Source organism: Mesorhizobium sp. SP-1A, assembly GCF_032460275.1.
Lineage (GTDB): Bacteria > Pseudomonadota > Alphaproteobacteria > Rhizobiales > Rhizobiaceae > Mesorhizobium.
The window spans coordinates 33,141-49,717 of record NZ_JAVXZD010000011.1 but is presented as its reverse complement, the minus strand read 5'-3'; the positions used below and the strand labels follow the sequence as shown (position 1 = coordinate 49,717).

Here is a 16,577-nt window from a genome sequence, read left to right as displayed (position 1 = left end):
TTGCGGGACGGCCAGGCATTTCCGGCAAAAGCACGAAGCGGTTTCGCATCCGGAAATGCGCGAGACATTGGAACGGAGCGGTTCCGGCGATTTCGTTCAGACTGGAACCGCTCCCGGAAGGCCCAAGGCCTTCCGGTCACTTCTTGGCGGCGTCGATCCAGGGTTGCCAGACCGACTCGTGGTCGTCGATCCACGCCTTGGCAACGGCGTCGAGGTCCTTGCCCTGCTTGTCGACGGCGAGCATCATCTTCTGCTGGTCGGTCGCGTCCATCTGGAACGCCTTCAGGAAGGCGTATGCGGCAGGCCACTTGGCGCCGAAGCCCGACCAGACGATCTTGTCGACATCGGGCGGGGTGATGCAGTGCGCCTGCGTCTGTTCCTTGCAGGGCGGCATCTTGATCCAGCCGACCTCGGCTTCCGCCAAGGCGTAATGCGGGGCCCAGAACATCATGACCAGCGGCGTCTTTGCGGCCTCGGCGGAGCCGAGCTCAGCGACCAGCGCGCCTTCGGAACCCGCCGGAACGGCGGTGTAGGGCATTTCGTTGTCTGCGATGATGGTCGCGGAGCGCGAACCCCAGTCCGCGGGATAGTCGAGGAAGCGGCCGTTAGGAGCGGTGTCCGGCGTCGACAAGGCCTGGACGCATTCCGGCTTTGACAGCGCCGTCCAGTCCGGCAGGCCGGGGCAGACCTTCTCCATGAACTTGGGATAGATCCAGCCTTCCTGTGTCTTCAGCCCGAGCGATCCGATGTCCTCGATCTGCTTGGCCGCGAGAACCTTCGGGTAGATGTCGCCGACATTGTTCATCCACATCTCGACCGACGCGCTGAGAGAACCGTCGGCGAGGCCCGAGAATTGCGGAAAATTGCCTGCCGTCACATATTCGACCTTGTAGCCGAGCTTCTCCAGAAGTTGTCCCGCGACATGGGTGGAGATGTGAGCGCCGGTCCATTCCAGCATCGCGAGCTTGATCGGCTCGCCCTTGGCACCGAGATCGGCGGTAAGCGCGGGTGCGCTTGCTGCCAGGAAGGTCGCGAGTGCGATGCTCGAAAGCTTCCAAATTGGACGTATCAGCATGGTGTTCCCTTTATTATCGTTAGGATTCACTGGTCCGTCATATTTCGAAGGAGCTGTTGCATCCGGATCGGCGAACGCCATCCGCAACGCTCCCTTCAAGGGCGCGCTTGCCGCGATCTCTCCTTTTGCAAGTTTGTTTTCGCTACCATCGGTCTCTCCCGATTTGGCTAAAACTGCCGATGGTCCCGGCTACGGTCGCCTGTCAGGGAGCACATGCTCCGCCGCTGGCTGGATTGGGACGCAACTGCTTCGGGCGGTTTTCCGGACTGCCGGAACTGCTCGAATTCGACCGATTCCGCATCGGCTACCGGAGGATACAGGGCGGCGAAACGGCTACAATGATGCCTTTTGGCACTACTGCCTGGCCGCATCTGGGCCATAATTGCGGTTGCGTTCCGGTTGGAATTCGGGGGTGACGGTCCGCCACGATGCGGCAACGCGGAGCGTCCCGGCCGGGATCACGGCTACTCGTAGCAGTGAATATAGTGTTCGATCAGGGACAGCAGTCTCTGGTTGTCCACCGTCTGCAGGATGTGGACCGGCGCGCCCCGCGGCGCCGGCACCCCCACAGCGAGCCGCAGGTTGTCGGGCCCGTAGCGGCAGGTCACGCCGCGCGCCACGCCGTCCAGTGCGACGTCCACATAGTCGTCGATCCCGGTGGCCAGCGACGGGTCGAGCAGCCAGGCGACCGTCAGCGCGTCATGGATCCAGCATCCCGGCAAATTGCGGGTGCGCATGGAATAATCCATCCATGGCCGCATGGTCTGCTCCAGATAGCTGCCGAGAACGTTCTTCTTCTGCGTCAGCCGGTCGAGATCGGCGTGCACCATCTGGGTCTGCGTCGTCACGTCCATCGGCACCAGGGTAATGGGCGCGCCGCTCGTCAACACCGCATGCGCCGCTTCGGGATCGATGCCGAAGTTGGTGTCCTTGAGAAGGCCGGGCGTGTGAAACGCGCCGCCCATGATCACGATGCGCTTCACCGCGCCAGCCATCTCCGGATAAAGCTGCATCGCCAAGGCGACGTTGGTCAGCGGCGCGATCGCCACCAGGGTGATTTCGCCGGGGTTGTCGCAGATCAGTTCGCCCATGGCGTGGGGGGCGACAGGCGCGGAACCGGGACATGGCTGCGGCGGCTGGACGCCATGCCACAGTTCGCGCAGCCCGTGCCGGTCGACGCCGTGATCGAGCTGTTCGCGCCAGGGGGCGGCCGCCTCCATCAGGGCGCGCGAGGCGCCGCGCCAGACCGGGAGCGATTTCCCCAGCCGCCGCACCAGATCGCAAGCCACCGCATACCCCACTTCGCTCGGCGTGTTGCCGGCCACCGTGGTGATCATCTCCAGCGAGATCTGCGGTGCCGCGAAGGCCAATGCCAGCGCCAAACCGTCGTCCACATTGGCGCCGGCCACGCCGTTTCCGGGATCGCAATCGATGATCACACGCATGGGTTTGCTTCTGTCAGTCTGATGCTTCATGTCCAGAACAGCCGCACGACTCTCCCACCTGCAAATCGAACTCGAATTCGGCACGACGGACTTCGCCGTCCCAGTTCTTCAGCATGTCGATCGCCGCGCGCGCCATGTTGTCCACCGGCTGGCGCACCGTGGTCAGCGAGGGGGTATTGTAGATGGATTGCTCGGTGCCGTTGAAGCAGACGAGCGCCAGATCATGCGGCACCCGCAGGCCGCGTTCGGCCAGCGCACGCAGGCAGCCGAACGCCTGTTGCTCGTTGGTGGCGAACAGGGCGCGCGGCAGGGGGCCGGTCAACATGCGCAGGGTCGCCTCATAGCCGCCGGCGCGGGTATAGTCCGTGGAAAAGATCCACGCCGGGTTCGCTTCCTGGCCGTCTTCTTCCAGGGCCAGTTGCCAGCCACGGATACGGTCCTGGGTGTTGAGCATATCGCGCGGACCGCAGATGATGCCGATGCCCTTGTAACCATGCCCGATGAGATGCCGGGTCACCTGGTAGGCGGCCTGCCCTTCATCGACGTGGATCATGCTGACGTTGAGCCCGGGATCGACCTGGTCGAGCATGACGCACGGGGTGCCGTTGGCCTGGATCAGGTCGATATAGGGGTGGCGATCCACGCTGGTGTAGATCAGGCCATCGACCTGGCGGTGCAGCAAATTGTTGATCAGCTCGCGTTCGCGCTCGCGATTATCGCCGGAGTCTCCGAGAAGCAGGACCTTGCCGTCGACGAAGGCTTCCCGTTGCAGGGCGTGGGCCATGGAGGCGATGAACGGGTTGGCGATGTTGGGCACCACCAGGCCGTAAGTCTGCGTGCTGCCCGAGGCCAGCGCCCGGGCGATGCCGTTGGGGCGGTAGCCGGTTTTCTTGATCGCCGCCAGCACGCGGTGCCGTGTGGCCTCCGCCACGGGGCGCGGTCCGTCGTTGATGACATAGCTGACGACCGCCACCGAAGTGCCGGCTTCCTTGGCGACTTCGGCGCGCGTTATCCGCCGGGAATGGGATTGGGTCACGGGTCACCCGTCAGATCAGCGACAGACTCAAGGTGTGTTCGAAAAGCATAAACGTTGCGACCCGAAAATCCTTGATGGGAAACGTGCGCCCCATCAAGGCCCGATCAGATCGCGTCTTCGGGCAGGTTGAGATCCCGCCCGCGCGTCTCCGGCGCGAAGAAGGTGGTGACGAACCCGATCCCCGCCATCAGCGCGAAATAGGCCGCGATAGGCCACCAGTGCCCAGTCAACGACAGCAGGGCGGACGCAACCAGCGGCGCCGTGCCCCCGGAGAGGATGGAGCCCAGCTCCTTGGCGAACGCCATCTTGGTGTAGCGGTTGGTCACGCCGAACAGTTCCACGCCCCAGGCGGCCTGCACGCCGAAAATGCCCAGCGAGGCCAGCCCCATGCCGGTGACGATGGTCGGAATGATGATCCATGGCTCCCGGCTGTCCAAAAGCATGAAGGCGGGGAACGCGTAGAGGATCAGGAGCAGGCAGAACCAGCGGTAGACTATGCGGCGGCCGAAGCGGTCGGAGAGCCAGCCGGACAGCGGAATGATAGCAAATCCCAGGACCGAGGCGATGAACACGGCGACTGTCGGAACCGACTTGTCGACCATCAGCACTTTCGCCACATAGCCGATGATGAAGCCCTGGGCGAGATAAGACGGACCGTTCTCGCCTATGCGCAACCCCACCATGACCCAGAACGCCTTGGTGCGCCGCCAGAAACCGCGGCTGTCGCCCCGTTGCGTTTCCCGGTCGCGCTTGAGCGCTTCCTCGCGCTCGGCCTGCAACTGGGCTTTCTGGCGCTCGAATACCGGCGTTTCGCGTATGTGGCGGCGAATGAGCAACGCGGCGGCGGCGATCAGCATGCTTCCGAGGAAAGGAATGCGCCAGCCCCAGCTCATGAGGCTCTCCTTATCCATCTGCAGCACGACCAGCCACACCAGCGATGCCAGAAGCGTGCCGCTGTTGGACCCGAGGGCGATGATGGAGGAGACCAGTCCCCGGCGTTTGACCGGCGCATATTCCCCCAGCATGACGGTGCCGCCGGAAAGTTCCGCGCCGGCGCCCAGTCCCTGGGCGAAGCGCAGGGCGACCAGACATACCGGAGCCCACACTCCGATCTGAGCGAAACTTGGGATCAGGCCGATGAGGGTGGTGGAAAGCCCCATCAGGGCGATGGTGGCGACCATCACCGTCTTGCGTCCGTGGTGATCGCCGATCCAGCCGAAAAACAGCGCGCCGATGGGGCGGGCGATAAACCCGACCGAATAGGCGGCGAAACTGGAAAGCAGCGCCATGACCGGCGTGGAATTGGGAAAAAAGACGTCGCCGAAAATGATCCCGGCCGCCAGTCCGTAAAGGGCAAAGTCGGCATATTCCATCGTGGTGCCCAGCCAGCAGGACAAGGTCGCGCGCCAGAAATCGCGGCGACCTGCCTGCGTGGAGAGGCGCTCTTGCGCCGCGTGCTGTTCGTTCTGCACGTCGGCAGACAGAGGAAAAGTGGTCATCGGGCCTCCCTGGTCCTGAACTGACGGTTTCCGGCTCATTCCCATAAACGCGTGCAGTGCTATTCTACGCGCGTAGATTAAGCAAGCGAAATGTTGAAGTCCGGATTCACTCCAGGTTCCGCGGAGGGTCTAAAAGTCAGCGCAGGTGAACCGATGCCGTCGACGCCGCACCGTGGCACATCCGCACCGGCCCGACATCCCGCGGCGTGATGGCGTCAAAGGTCGGAGAAACCGATGCGGTCGACCATGGCCAGCTCGCGCTGGCGCGGCTGGCCCCGCGAGGTGGTCATGTAGGAGCCGCCCATATAGACGAGCGGCTCGATGTCGCGGTTGGGCAGCAACGCGTCCATGATCTCGCCGACGAAGATGGTGTGTGAGCGGAAGGGTTCCTCCTTGATCACGCGGCAGTCGAAACTGGCGACGGCGCCGACGAGGGCCGGTGCGCCGGTTTCCAGTTCGCGCCAGTCGCGCGCGGCAAAGGCCTCGTCACGGGTGGCGGCAGAGCTGAAGAGCACGGCGAAGTCCGTGTCCTGGTGAGCGAGGATGTTGGCGCAGAAGATGCCGCTTCGGCTCACCGCTTCGTGGCTTTGCGAGGAGCGGTTCACGCACATGAGCAGGGAAGGCGGGTCGGCGGAGAACGAGGTGACCGACGTCGCCACAAGGCCGGTGCGGCGGCCCTGGTCCATTGTGGTGATCACGCACACGCCAGCGGCCAGCCGCCGCATCCCGTGCTTGAACAGGTCGATGCTGATCATGCCAAAATCCTCGGAGCGCAATTGGCGCAATCTTCGTCCATGCGGCCGTTAGACAACGCAGGCGCCATCCGGACCATACCCTTTGCGAGGGACCGCTCCGGCGTCAGCCGGAGCTGAGATGGCCTGCTGCCTTGAGATATTCGAGCGCGATGCCGGCGGCGCGGAAATCGAGCTGATCGCGCCGGCTGCGCAGCGTGGTGACGTCGCGCCAGTAGCGCTGCAGCTTCTGGCCGTTGCGCGAAGCGGCGGAACTGGCGGTGCGCAGCAGCGACTCTACGACCTCCGCGACCAGCTTCTCGATCATGTGGTACATGCCGTCCAGCCGCACGCCGGCTTCGTTGGTGAAAGGGGCGATGTCGGCCACGGAACGGGCGGATGTCTCCATGTAGATTTCGGCGCCACGGATGGCGGCGGCGCGGGCCGTGTCCGCCATCACGATGGCCAGTCCCAGCGTACGCTGATAGTCCTCGATATCGATGCGCCGCCGGCCGGAAAAGCCTGCCGTCCTGGTTTTCATGATCTGGATGTACTCGTCGATCGCCGCCATGGCCGTTCCTGCCGCCATGGCGGCGAGGCTGCCTTCGGCGAAGGCGTTGAACAGGCCGCCATAGAGCGCTGCGCCGTCGTGCAGCCGGCTGCCCGGGGTCTCGCCGAACAGCGTGGCCGCGTGGTTCATGCGGATGGTCATGTGGTCCGGCACGAACACGTCTTGCAGCACCACACTGTTCGAGCCGCTGCCGCGCATACCCAGGAAATCGCCCCAATCATCCAGCATCTCGAACTGCCCCCTGGGCACGACGACGGTGAGCGTCGGCGCGATCCAGCTTGTCTCGCGGCTGGCGGTGCGGCCTTGCATGTCCGGCACGCTCATGCCGCCCATGAAGAAATCCGCGTGCGGCGCACCGGAGCAGTAGGCCCATTTGCCGCTCACGCGGTAGCCGCCGGCCACCGGCAGGGCGGTGGCGCGATCGGCGTTGAAGCTCCAGGGCGCGCAGAAATCCGGGCCGTGCGCAAAAACCTCGTCCTGTCCCTGCTTCTCGAGATAGGAGGAAACCTGAACGGCATGCGCCGCGCCCAGCGCGTACCACCAGCCGGTCGAGGGGCAGCCGCGCGCGATCTCCATGATCACGGCGTAGAAATTCGGCAGCGCCATCTGATAGCCGCCATAGCGCTTCGGCGAAAGGATGCGGAACAGGCCTGCGTCGCGGATCGCCTTGGCCACGTCCCGGCTGGGATGGCCGCGCTCCTCGCAAGCTTGCTGCTCTTCGCGCAGCAGCGGCTGCAACTTCCGCGCCCTGGCGATCAGTTCCTCGGAATCGGGAGGCGCCGTTTCGTCAGCTGCAGTCAGGGTTTCCGTCTTCAAATCCGCTTTGCCCATGATCGGTCGTCCTCACGATGAGGGGCGTTCAACAGGGAGCGGATTCTAAACGGCCGGAAACTATCCAAAATACCCTCTCGCAGGGACACGGCGGGCAGGCGGCATCACCCTTTGCGAGGATGACCGGCGCCTCGCTTCCCCGCTAAGTTCCGGGCGGGGATGCCGAAACGGCAGCCCCGGAAACGGAAAGCGTGACGATGAGAAAAGACCGGGCCCTTATACTCGATTTCGGCGGGGTCGTGACGCGCACCCTTTTCGAGACCCATGACATCACGGAAAAGGCGCTCGGCCTGCCTGTCGGCTCTCTTTCCTGGATGGGGCCGTTCGACGCCTCGACCGATCCGCTATGGGTTTCCATGCAGAAACGGGAAATCACCGAACGGGAATACTGGCGCCTGCGAGCCGCCGAGGTCGGCCGCCTGCTCGGTGAAGACTGGAGAGACATGCAGACCTTTGTGCGCCGGGCGAGGGGGGCCGACCCCGAGCTGGTGGTGCGGCCGGAAGCCCGGCGAGCGATCCGCGAAGTGCGGGAAGCGGGCCTGCGGCTGGCCATCCTCTCCAACGAACTGGACCTGTTCTACGGCGCCGACTTCCGCAAGCGCCTGCCGCTGATCGAGGAATTCGACGTGGTGGTCGACGCGACATATACCGGCATCCTGAAACCGGACCCCAAGGCCTATGAGCTCGTCATCGCCGCGCTCGGCCTGCCGCGGGAGAATTGCGTCTTCGTCGACGACCAGCGCAAGAACATCGAGGGCGCGGAAGCGGTGGCGCTTCCTTGCGTGCATTTCGACGTGATGAGCCCAGAGGAAAGCTATGACCGGGCCCTGGAGCTCCTCGGCGTATGAACCGCCTCTTCACCCTCAAAGGGTATGGCTAAGCCCGCTGAAGGAGCCATCATGCCGTACAGGTGGAAGCGATGGCCGCCGATGATTGAAGCGTGAAGCCGGCCAAACCGGCGCCCGCGGGGCCGCCGCGAAATTCTCCTTTTGCATGGCGACGCGATCATGGCCTTCGCAATTGACAAGCATTTCCGGCCGGGAGGGCCGGCTCAAGTGAGGGGTGCTTCATGACATTCGAAATCCGCAGGAGAAGCTTTCTCAAGGGCGCTTTCGGTTTCGCCGCTTTCGGCGCCGCGGCGCAGGGCGTGCTGGCGGGCAAGGCGCTTGCCGGAACGGCCGCCAAGACGCCTGCGAAAGGCGGCAAGCTGACGATCGGCACGCAAGGCCAGGCCGGATTGGGCCCGATCGACCCGCACATGCCCTCGGGCGACCTCGCCGTCAACATCGCCAACCAGTTCAACGTCTTCGAGGCGCTCACCAAGCAGTCGAACGAAGGCGGCATCGAGATGTGCCTGGCCGAGTCGGTGACGCCGGACGACGACAGCGCCAAGGTCTGGACCATCAGGATCAAGAAAGGCGTGCCGTTCCACAACGGCAAGGAACTGAAGGCGGAGGACGTGATCTTCAGCATCAAGCGCCTTCGCCAGCCGGGCACCATGACCGGCGGTCATATCGGCCCGGTGCAATCCTACGAGAAGGTCGACGACCACACGGTGCGACTGGTGCTGGAAGCGCCGAGAAGCTGGTTCCCCACCGCCCTGTCCGATCCCTATTCCAGCATCCTGCCGGTCGATTTCGATCCGAAGGCGCCGGTCGGGACCGGGCCTTTTAAAATCGGCCAGGTGGTCCAGTCGCAATCGGTGACGCTCGACCGCTTCGACAAGTATCGCGGAACTCCGGCGCTGCTGGACTCGGTCGTGCTGCGCCCGTTCGAGGACCCTTCTGCGATGCTGAACGCATTGCAGTCGGGCCAGATCGACATCATCAACGAAGTGGACGCCTCGCTGATCGGCGAGGTCGAAGGCGACGAAAGGTTCAAGATCTACAATTCGCCTACCGGCAGGTTCTATCCCATCCAGATGCGTACCGACGTCGCGCCGTTCAACGACGTGCGGCTGCGGCAGGCGCTGCGGCTGGTGATCGATCGCCAGGCTGTGCTCAACTCTGTGTACAACGGCAACGCCACGCTCGCGAGCGATCTCTACGGACGATACGATCCCGATTTCGACAAATCCCTGAACCGCGAGCGCGACGTGGCCAAGGCGAAAGCGCTGATCGAGGAGGCGGGCCTGGCCGGCACCGAGCTAGAACTGGTCATGTACAACGACGTTGCGACCGCGCTGGTGCTTGCCGAAAACGCCAAGGAGATTGGCATCAACATCACCGTCAAGCAGCTCGACGGCGCCGCGTTCTTCAACGAGGAATACATGCAGCGGCATTTCTTCGGCGGGGACTACTGGCCGTCCGGACCGATCTTCCTGATCTCGTCGCTGGCCGACGGCCCGAAAGCCGGCCTCGACCAGATCCGCTGGCGCGATCCCGAATATCTGGAACTGTGGGAGAAGGCCTCGGGCACGCTCGACGAGGAGGCCCGCCGCGAGATCACCATGAAGCTGCAGGAGATCCTGTTCGAACGGGGCGGCTGGATCATCCCGGTCTATGGCAACGAACTGGCGCTGTGCAAGGCCGAGGTCGCCGGCCTGCCGAGTTTTGACCAGAGCGGCGCGGGCATCTACCGGGCGCTCCCTGGTCTCGGCTTCGCGAGCTGACGATGCTTTGGCGGCACGTGATCAGACGTTCGGCGCTGGGGGTGTTCACGCTCTTCCTGATATCGCTGATCATCTTCTTCGCCACAAACGTGCTGCCGGGTGACGCCGCGCGCGCCATATTGGGCCGCAGCGCCACGCCGGAGGCCGTCGCCGCGCTGAAGGCCCAACTCGGCATGGACCGCACCCTGTCGGCGCAATACCTGGCCTGGATGGGCGGCCTGCTGCATCTCGACATGGGCATGTCGCTCATCAGCCGCGGGCCGGTCTGGGACATCGTCAGGCCGCGGCTGACCAACACGCTGCTGCTGCTGGCAGTCACAAGCGTGGTGGCGCTGCCGGTTTCCTTCGCCATCGGAACCATCATGGCGATCAAGCCCGGCCGCCTGTTCGACAATGCGATGAACGGCTTCCTGATCGGCACGGCCGGCATCCCCGAATTCGTCATTGCCATCGTCCTGGTGCTGCTTCTGTCGACCCAGGTCTTCCACCTCCTGCCGTCCACGGCGCTGGTGCCGCCGGGGCAGACGGTGCTTCAGAATCCGGGCGTCCTGGTGCTGCCGGTGCTGACGCTGACACTGGCGGTGATGCCCTATCTCGGCCGTCTGATACGGGCTTCGCTGATGGACGCGCTGGCCTCCGAATATGTCGTGACAGCCCGGCTGAAGGGCCTGCCGCCGCGTGTCGTGCTGCTGCGCCACGCCTTGCGAAACAGCCTCGTGCCGTCGATCCAGGCCGCGGCCCTGACGCTCGCCTACATCCTCGGCGGCGCGGTGGTGGTGGAATTCATCTTTCAGTATCCCGGGCTCGGCAGCGCCTTGCAGTCGGCCGTCGCGCAGCGTGACGTCTTCGTGATCCAGGCGATCGTGCTGATCTTCGCCTGCGGCTACATCACCTTCAACATGATGGCCGACATTCTGACGATCCTCATGACGCCGCGCCTGAGAAGCTGACCTGGATTGTTCATGGCATGAGTTCTTCTTCCGTCCTCTACGGCCCGACATGGTTGCTGGCGTTCCGCGAGGCGTCGCGCTACCGCCGCACGCAGATCGGCATCGCCGTGACGCTTCTGGTGATCGCCCTGGCGCTGCTCGGGCCGCTGCTGGCGCCCTACCGGCCGGATGCCTTCGTGGGCAGGCCGTTCATGCCGCCGGGCGGGGGCTTCCTGCTGGGCACGGATTTCCGTGGTCGCGATGTGCTGTCGAGGCTGCTCTATGGCGGCTTACCTGTCGTGTGGATGTCATTCGCGGCCGCGTCCATCGGGATGGTGCTGGGGGTCACGGTCGGTCTGGTCGCGGCCTACAGCAAAGGCTGGCTGGAAGAGTTCCTCATGCGGGTGATGGATGTGTTCCTTTCCATTCCGCTCATCATCTTCGTGCTCTTGTTCGTTTCGCTGATCGGCACCAAGGAATGGCTGGTGGTGCTGCTCGTCGGCATTGCCCATATGCCGCAGGTGGCGCGCATCACGCGCGGCGTGGCGGCCGACATCGTGGAGCGCGAATTCGTGCAGTTCGCCGAGGCGCTCAGCGTGCCGCGCTGGCGCATCCTGTGGCGGGAGGTTCTGCCCAACATCACCACCCCGCTGCTGGTCGAGTTCGGCATCCGCATCGTCTGGTCGATCGCCGGCATCGCCGCGCTGAGCGTGATGGGCTACGGCATCCAGCCGCCCAATGCCGATTGGGGACTGATGATCAACGAGAACCGGGGCCGCATCGCCACCCGGCCGTTGCCGGTGCTGGCGCCCGGCCTGTGCATCGCATTCTTTGCCTTCGGCATCAACATGATCGCCGAGGGCATCGCCGGCACGGTTTCGGGAACCAGCCGCAAGTCCGGAGGCGAGGCATGACACAGGCGCATTCCTGCTCGTCGAGCATGCAGCTTGCCGTGGATGTGCGCGGTCTGCGCGTGGAATTGCCGGACGGTGCCGACATCGTCGACGACGTGAGCTTTTCGATCCGCGCCGGCGAGGTGCTGGGTGTCGTGGGGGAATCGGGTTCCGGCAAGACCACGGTTGGCATGGCGCTGCTGGGCTTTGCGCGCGGTGGCGCCAGGATCACCGGCGGCACGGTGCACATAGCCGGCGACACCGGCGCCAACATGCTTGCCCTCGACAGCGAGAGGAAGCGGCTGCTGCGCGGCAAGACGGTGGCCTATGTGCCGCAGGATCCGGCCTCCGCTCTCAATCCTTCGCTGCGCATCGGCTTGCAGCTCGCAGAAGTGATCGAGGCGCATGAGCCGGAAACGCCGGCTGCCGAGATCGAGCGGCGGATCGCCGACGTCATGGTCGCGGTAGGCCTGCCGCCGGACAGGGCTTTCCTGTTGCGCTATCCGCACCAGCTTTCCGGCGGCCAGCAGCAGCGTATCGGCATCGCGATGGCGGTGATCCTTGCGCCCAAGCTCATCGTGCTGGACGAGCCGACGACCGGGCTGGACGTGACCACGCAGAACAGGATCCTCGATGTCGTCAAGAAGCTGTGCCGCGAACAGGGCATCGGCGCGCTGCACGTGACGCACGACCTCTCCGTGATCGCCAACATAGCCGATCACGTCATGGTCATGTATTCGGGGCGGGTCGTGGAACTGGGCCGCGTCGAGACCGTCCTGACCGACCCGATGCATCCTTACACGCGCGCTCTGCTCGGCGCCGTGCCCGAGCTGCGCTGCCGTACGCATCTGACCACCATTCCAGGGTCCGCCGCGCGCGTGGCGAGCCGGCCGAAAGGCTGCTTCTTCCACCCGCGTTGCCCCGTCGCCGATACGGCCTGCATGGGCGCGCCGGTTGCGATCGCGGAAGCCGCGCCCAGGCATCTGGTGCGCTGCGTCAAGGCCGGAAGCGTGTGCGGCACGCGTCCCGAGCGCCTTGCGGACCCTGTGGCCGGCCCGGTCGCGAAGCCGGTGCTGGAGGTGCGCGACCTTTCCGTGTCCTATAGCAGCCATCGCGTCCTGGAAGGCATCAGCTTCGCTGCCGGCCGGGGCGAATGCCTGGCCATCGTCGGCGAGTCCGGCTCCGGCAAGAGCACGCTGTCGCGCGCGCTGATCGGCCTGGTGAAACAGGAGACGAGCACGGTGCTCTTCGAGGGCGTGCCGCTCGCGCCACGGGCACGCGATCGGTCGCGCGCGCAATTGCAGGCCATCCAGTACATCTTTCAGAGCCCTCACAACTCGCTCAACCCGCGCCAGACAGTCGAACAGCTCGTCGGGCTGGTCTACGACACCTTTCGCAAGAGCGGCCGGCGCGAGCGGCGGGAGGCCATCGCCAGCGTGTTGTCGCAGGTCGGTCTGACGCCCGAAACGATGCATGTGTTTCCCGACCAGCTTTCCGGCGGCGAGCGCCAGCGCGTGGCCATCGCCCGCGCGCTGGCGGCCGATCCCGAAATCCTGGTCTGCGACGAGATCACGTCGGCGCTCGATGTCTCGGTACAGGCGGCCATCGTCAATCTGCTGAAGGACCTCAAGGCGCGCCGGGGGCTGACCATGCTGTTCGTCACGCACAATCTCGCCCTCGTGCGCAATCTCGCCGACCGGGTTTTGGTGCTGGACAAGGGCAGGGTCGCCGAGATCGGACAGGTTGGCGACGTCATCGACCGGCCGCAGCATCCTTATACCCGGCAATTGCTGGCCAATGCCCTCGAAGCCGACATCGATCATCGTGTCGAGGCGCCGCGGCAGGTCCCGCTGAGGGCCTGACCGGGTCTCGCCCGCAACCGCATAGCGCAAGAAAAAAGCCCTTCCGCGGTTGGCGGAAGGGCGAAAATTGATCGATATGCTTGATGGCGCCAGCGGAAAGCAATCAGGCCGTCGGCAGGGCAAATGCACGCGCCGCTTCCCTGGCGGCCGGTGCGACGGTGCCGTCTGCCGTCCACCGGTCGAACACGGCAATCACCGCGTCGGCGAAAGCGGGGTCGTTGATATGGGCGTCGATGGCGGTGACCGGCACGGAGGTGGCCAGGCTGGCGCCGAGCTCCTCGAAGAAGCCTGCCAGCGCCTGCGGGTCGTGGCCGATCTCGCCTTCGCGATCCCATTCCTGGATGCCGCGCAGTGGCAGGATCACGTGCACGGGGCCTCGCGCGCTGTTGAGGCGGGCGGCGATCTCGCGGGCGGTGTGGCGGCGTTCGGCTTCCGTCAGCGTCACCGACGAGATCAGCTTGTTGTGCACATGGCAGGGCCGCCCTTCGAAACGCGGCGGCAGTGGCTGCCATGTCGGCAGATCGACAAGATCCGCGGTTCCCGGCGCGACGATCTGCGGCACGCCTGCCGCACCGGCGCGCGACAGCCTTTCCGGCCCGCTGTTGACGATGGAGCCGTGGATGCCGTTGTTGAATTCCTGGAGGCACAGGTCGAACACGGCTGACAGCGTGCCCTGTTCGGCAAGGCTCTCCATCGCCCGTCCGCCCATGCCCTGGGCATGGAAGAAAGCCGCCTCGTAGCCGCGACGGGCCAGCGCCGGCTTGAGATGCCGCATGTATTTCAACGAGGCATTGCCGAGCGAGGAGATGCCGACCAGCGGTGGACCGTCCAGCACGCCGCAGGCAGCGCGGGCCGCACCCAGCACCGCGCCCGCCGCCTGGCTGAGAGCCGAACGGCAGATCGCGTTCAGGCCGTAAAGCCCGCCGGCCCACAGGATCATCTGCACGTCGGGCGCGAGACGATCGGGCGGGACCAGCGCCGAAAATGCCACGGTGGAGACGATATATTTTGGGACGCCGAGCGGCAGCGCGAGCGCCACGTCCAGCGCCAGGTCGGTGCCCATCGTCCCGCCCAGCGAGATCATGGCGTCGAACCGGTTTTTCGCCAGCAGCCTGAGCGCGAGCGCCTGTGCGCCCTTGCTCATGAGGGCCATCGCATGGCTCTCGTCGCCGGCGGCGATGACGTCGGCTATCGTCACGCCTGCGGCGGCAGCCACGTCGTGCTTGGAAAAGGAGACGGGAAAGTCCGTATCTCCCAGCACGCTGACGTCCATGGTCAGTACGGCGCCGCCACCGGCCTCCATCACGTCGCACATGAAGGAAAGCTCTTCCTTCTTGGTGTCGAAGGTCCCGATGACGAGAACGGTCTTGCGCGTGCCTGCGGATGGTGTGGCCCCGGATGCGTTCACAGCTGTATCCATGCGGTTTTGAGCGCCGTGTATTTTTCGAGCGCGTGCAGCGACTTGTCGTGTCCGTTGCCCGACTGGCGGTGGCCGCCAAGCGGCACCGTCAGGTCGGAGCCGCCATAGGTGTTGACGTGCACCACGCCCGCGCGCACCGCGCGCACCATGCGATGCGCCCGCGAAAGATCGGTGGTCCACACTGCCGACGCCAAGCCGTATTCGGTGGCGTTGGCGAGGCGGACGGCCTCCTCTTCGTCATCGAAGGCGATGACGGCCAAGAGCGGTCCGAACACCTCCTCGCGCGCCAGCGTCATGTCCTGCGTCACGCCGTCGAAAATCGCCGGCCGCTGGTAGAAGCCGCCGGTTTCTTCCAGGATGCGCTCCCCTCCGGTCACGCGGCGCGCGCCTTCCTCCACGGCCTGCCGCGCGAAGCGCAGATTGCCGGCGAGCTGCGCTTCGCTGGCGACCGCGCCGATGTCACTGGAAAGGTCGAGTGGATCGCCTACCTTGAGGGCATCGGCGACTTGCGCCAGCCGTTCCACCACCTCGTCATGGATGCTGCGCTGGACCAGCAGCCGCGAGCCCGCCACGCAGACCTGGCCGGAATTGCGGAAGATGGCGTTGGCCGACGCTTTCGCGACCCGGTCAAGGTCCGGGGCATCGGAAAAGACGATGTTGGGCGATTTGCCGCCGAGTTCGAGATAGACCCGCTTCAGGTTGGAGCGCGCCGAATATTCGAGCAGCCGCCGGCCCACTGCGTTGGATCCGGTGAAGGCCAGCACGTCCACGTCCATATGCGTGGCGATCGCCTCGCCGACGATTGAGCCGGCGCCGGTCACGACGTTGAGCACGCCTTCCGGCAGGCCGGCTTCGGCGCAGATCGCGGCCAGTTGCAACAGGGTGAGCGAAGCGGCCTCGGCCGGTTTCAGCACCACCGAATTGCCGGCCGCAAGCGCAGGCGCCAGCTTCCACGCGCCGATCATCAGCGGCATGTTCCATGGCACGATGGCCCCCACAACGCCCACGGCCTCGCGGTGGATCAGGCCCAGCACCGCGTCCGCGGTGGGGGCGATCTCGCCATAGACCTTGTCGATGGCCTCGGCATAGTAGCGGAAGGTGGCGGCCGCACTTCCCGGCTCGGCCTTCAGTGCCATTGCGATTTCGGTGCCGTTGTCGCGCACGCCCAGCACTGCGAGTTCGAGCGCGCGCGCCTCGATGCCTTCGGCGATGCGTATCATGACCTTCTTGCGCGCGGCCGGCGCCATGCGGGACCAGGCGCCGCCCTCGTAGGCTTTGCGCGCGGCGGCCACGGCGGCGTCGACGTCCTCTCTCCCCGCACGGGCGATGCGGGTGATGGTGCGGCCGTCGATGGGCGATATGACGCCGATGTCCTCGCCGCTTGCAGCCGGACGCCACTGACCGGCGATAAACAGCGACTGCGGCGGCACGGGCCGGTCACGCAAGGCGTCGATTTTGGGCTGGTCGGGCAAAATGCCTCCAATGAGCAGCCGCCACGGCAGGCAGGGTTCCGGGCGGCACGTCTCCACATTTCAATCTCTGCGCGCAGCATTGCTTCCGGAACAGGCAGGATCAAAGACCCGCGGAAGGTGACGTTGCCGTATCAGTAAACTTTCACTATTATCAAATTGATTTGTGATTTTGAAATAGATTAGCCTTTCCTGAGCGGAGACG

Annotated in this window: 13 protein-coding genes; 5 read left to right on the top strand and 8 right to left on the bottom strand. The window is 65.1% G+C overall.

Features of this window, described 5'->3' with window-relative positions; translation table 11 throughout:
- Window positions 1-136: 136 nt before the first annotated feature.
- From QU595_RS28010 to QU595_RS27985, 6 genes are all read right to left on the bottom strand, one after another.
- Entirely contained in the window at window positions 137-1,075 is a 939-nt protein-coding gene (locus QU595_RS28010; protein ID WP_315928227.1) for an ABC transporter substrate-binding protein, read from the bottom strand.
- A gap of 464 nt (window positions 1,076-1,539) precedes the next feature.
- A complete protein-coding gene (locus tag QU595_RS28005; RefSeq protein ID WP_315928225.1) occupies window positions 1,540-2,520 on the bottom strand; it encodes a nucleoside hydrolase in 981 nt (326 codons plus the stop codon).
- A gap of 13 nt (window positions 2,521-2,533) precedes the next feature.
- A complete protein-coding gene (locus tag QU595_RS28000; protein ID WP_315928223.1) occupies window positions 2,534-3,556 on the bottom strand; it encodes a LacI family DNA-binding transcriptional regulator in 1,023 nt (340 codons plus the stop codon).
- A 104-nt stretch (window positions 3,557-3,660) separates the two neighbouring features.
- Window positions 3,661-5,055: an MFS transporter gene (locus QU595_RS27995; RefSeq protein WP_315928221.1), complete on the bottom strand. Its 1,395-nt coding sequence runs from the start codon at window positions 5,053-5,055 to the stop codon at window positions 3,661-3,663.
- Window positions 5,056-5,270: 215 nt separating this feature from the next.
- Entirely contained in the window at window positions 5,271-5,810 is a 540-nt protein-coding gene (locus QU595_RS27990; RefSeq protein WP_315928219.1) for a flavin reductase family protein, read from the bottom strand.
- Between the two features lie 103 nt (window positions 5,811-5,913).
- Window positions 5,914-7,188: an acyl-CoA dehydrogenase family protein gene (locus tag QU595_RS27985; RefSeq protein WP_315928217.1), complete on the bottom strand. Its 1,275-nt coding sequence runs from the start codon at window positions 7,186-7,188 to the stop codon at window positions 5,914-5,916.
- Between the two features lie 197 nt (window positions 7,189-7,385).
- Here QU595_RS27985 and QU595_RS27980 point away from each other — a divergent pair, with 197 nt between their 5' ends.
- From QU595_RS27980 to QU595_RS27960, 5 genes are all read left to right on the top strand, one after another.
- The gene (locus tag QU595_RS27980; RefSeq protein WP_315928215.1) at window positions 7,386-8,036 is read left to right on the top strand and encodes an HAD-IA family hydrolase; all 651 of its coding nucleotides are present in this window, start codon (window positions 7,386-7,388) and stop codon (window positions 8,034-8,036) included.
- A 221-nt stretch (window positions 8,037-8,257) separates the two neighbouring features.
- Window positions 8,258-9,799, top strand: coding sequence for an ABC transporter substrate-binding protein (locus tag QU595_RS27975; RefSeq protein WP_315928213.1), 1,542 nt, complete (start codon window positions 8,258-8,260; stop codon window positions 9,797-9,799).
- A gap of 17 nt (window positions 9,800-9,816) precedes the next feature.
- Window positions 9,817-10,749, top strand: coding sequence for an ABC transporter permease (locus QU595_RS27970; RefSeq protein ID WP_315928211.1), 933 nt, complete (start codon window positions 9,817-9,819; stop codon window positions 10,747-10,749).
- Window positions 10,750-10,766: 17 nt separating this feature from the next.
- On the top strand, window positions 10,767-11,642 hold the full coding sequence (locus QU595_RS27965) for an ABC transporter permease (RefSeq protein ID WP_315928209.1): 876 nt from the start codon (window positions 10,767-10,769) through the stop codon (window positions 11,640-11,642).
- Entirely contained in the window at window positions 11,639-13,483 is a 1,845-nt protein-coding gene (locus tag QU595_RS27960) for an ABC transporter ATP-binding protein (protein ID WP_315928207.1), read from the top strand. Before QU595_RS27965 ends, QU595_RS27960 begins: the two co-directional genes overlap by 4 nt.
- Before the next feature lie 103 nt (window positions 13,484-13,586).
- Here the strand turns inward: QU595_RS27960 and QU595_RS27955 are convergent, their stop codons facing one another.
- Complete coding sequence (locus QU595_RS27955; RefSeq protein WP_410000588.1) at window positions 13,587-14,903, bottom strand: Tm-1-like ATP-binding domain-containing protein; 1,317 nt, start codon at window positions 14,901-14,903, stop codon at window positions 13,587-13,589.
- A complete protein-coding gene (locus tag QU595_RS27950) occupies window positions 14,888-16,375 on the bottom strand; it encodes an aldehyde dehydrogenase (protein ID WP_315928203.1) in 1,488 nt (495 codons plus the stop codon). The genes QU595_RS27955 and QU595_RS27950 overlap by 16 nt, the downstream gene beginning before the upstream one ends.
- Window positions 16,376-16,577: the final 202 nt, after the last annotated feature.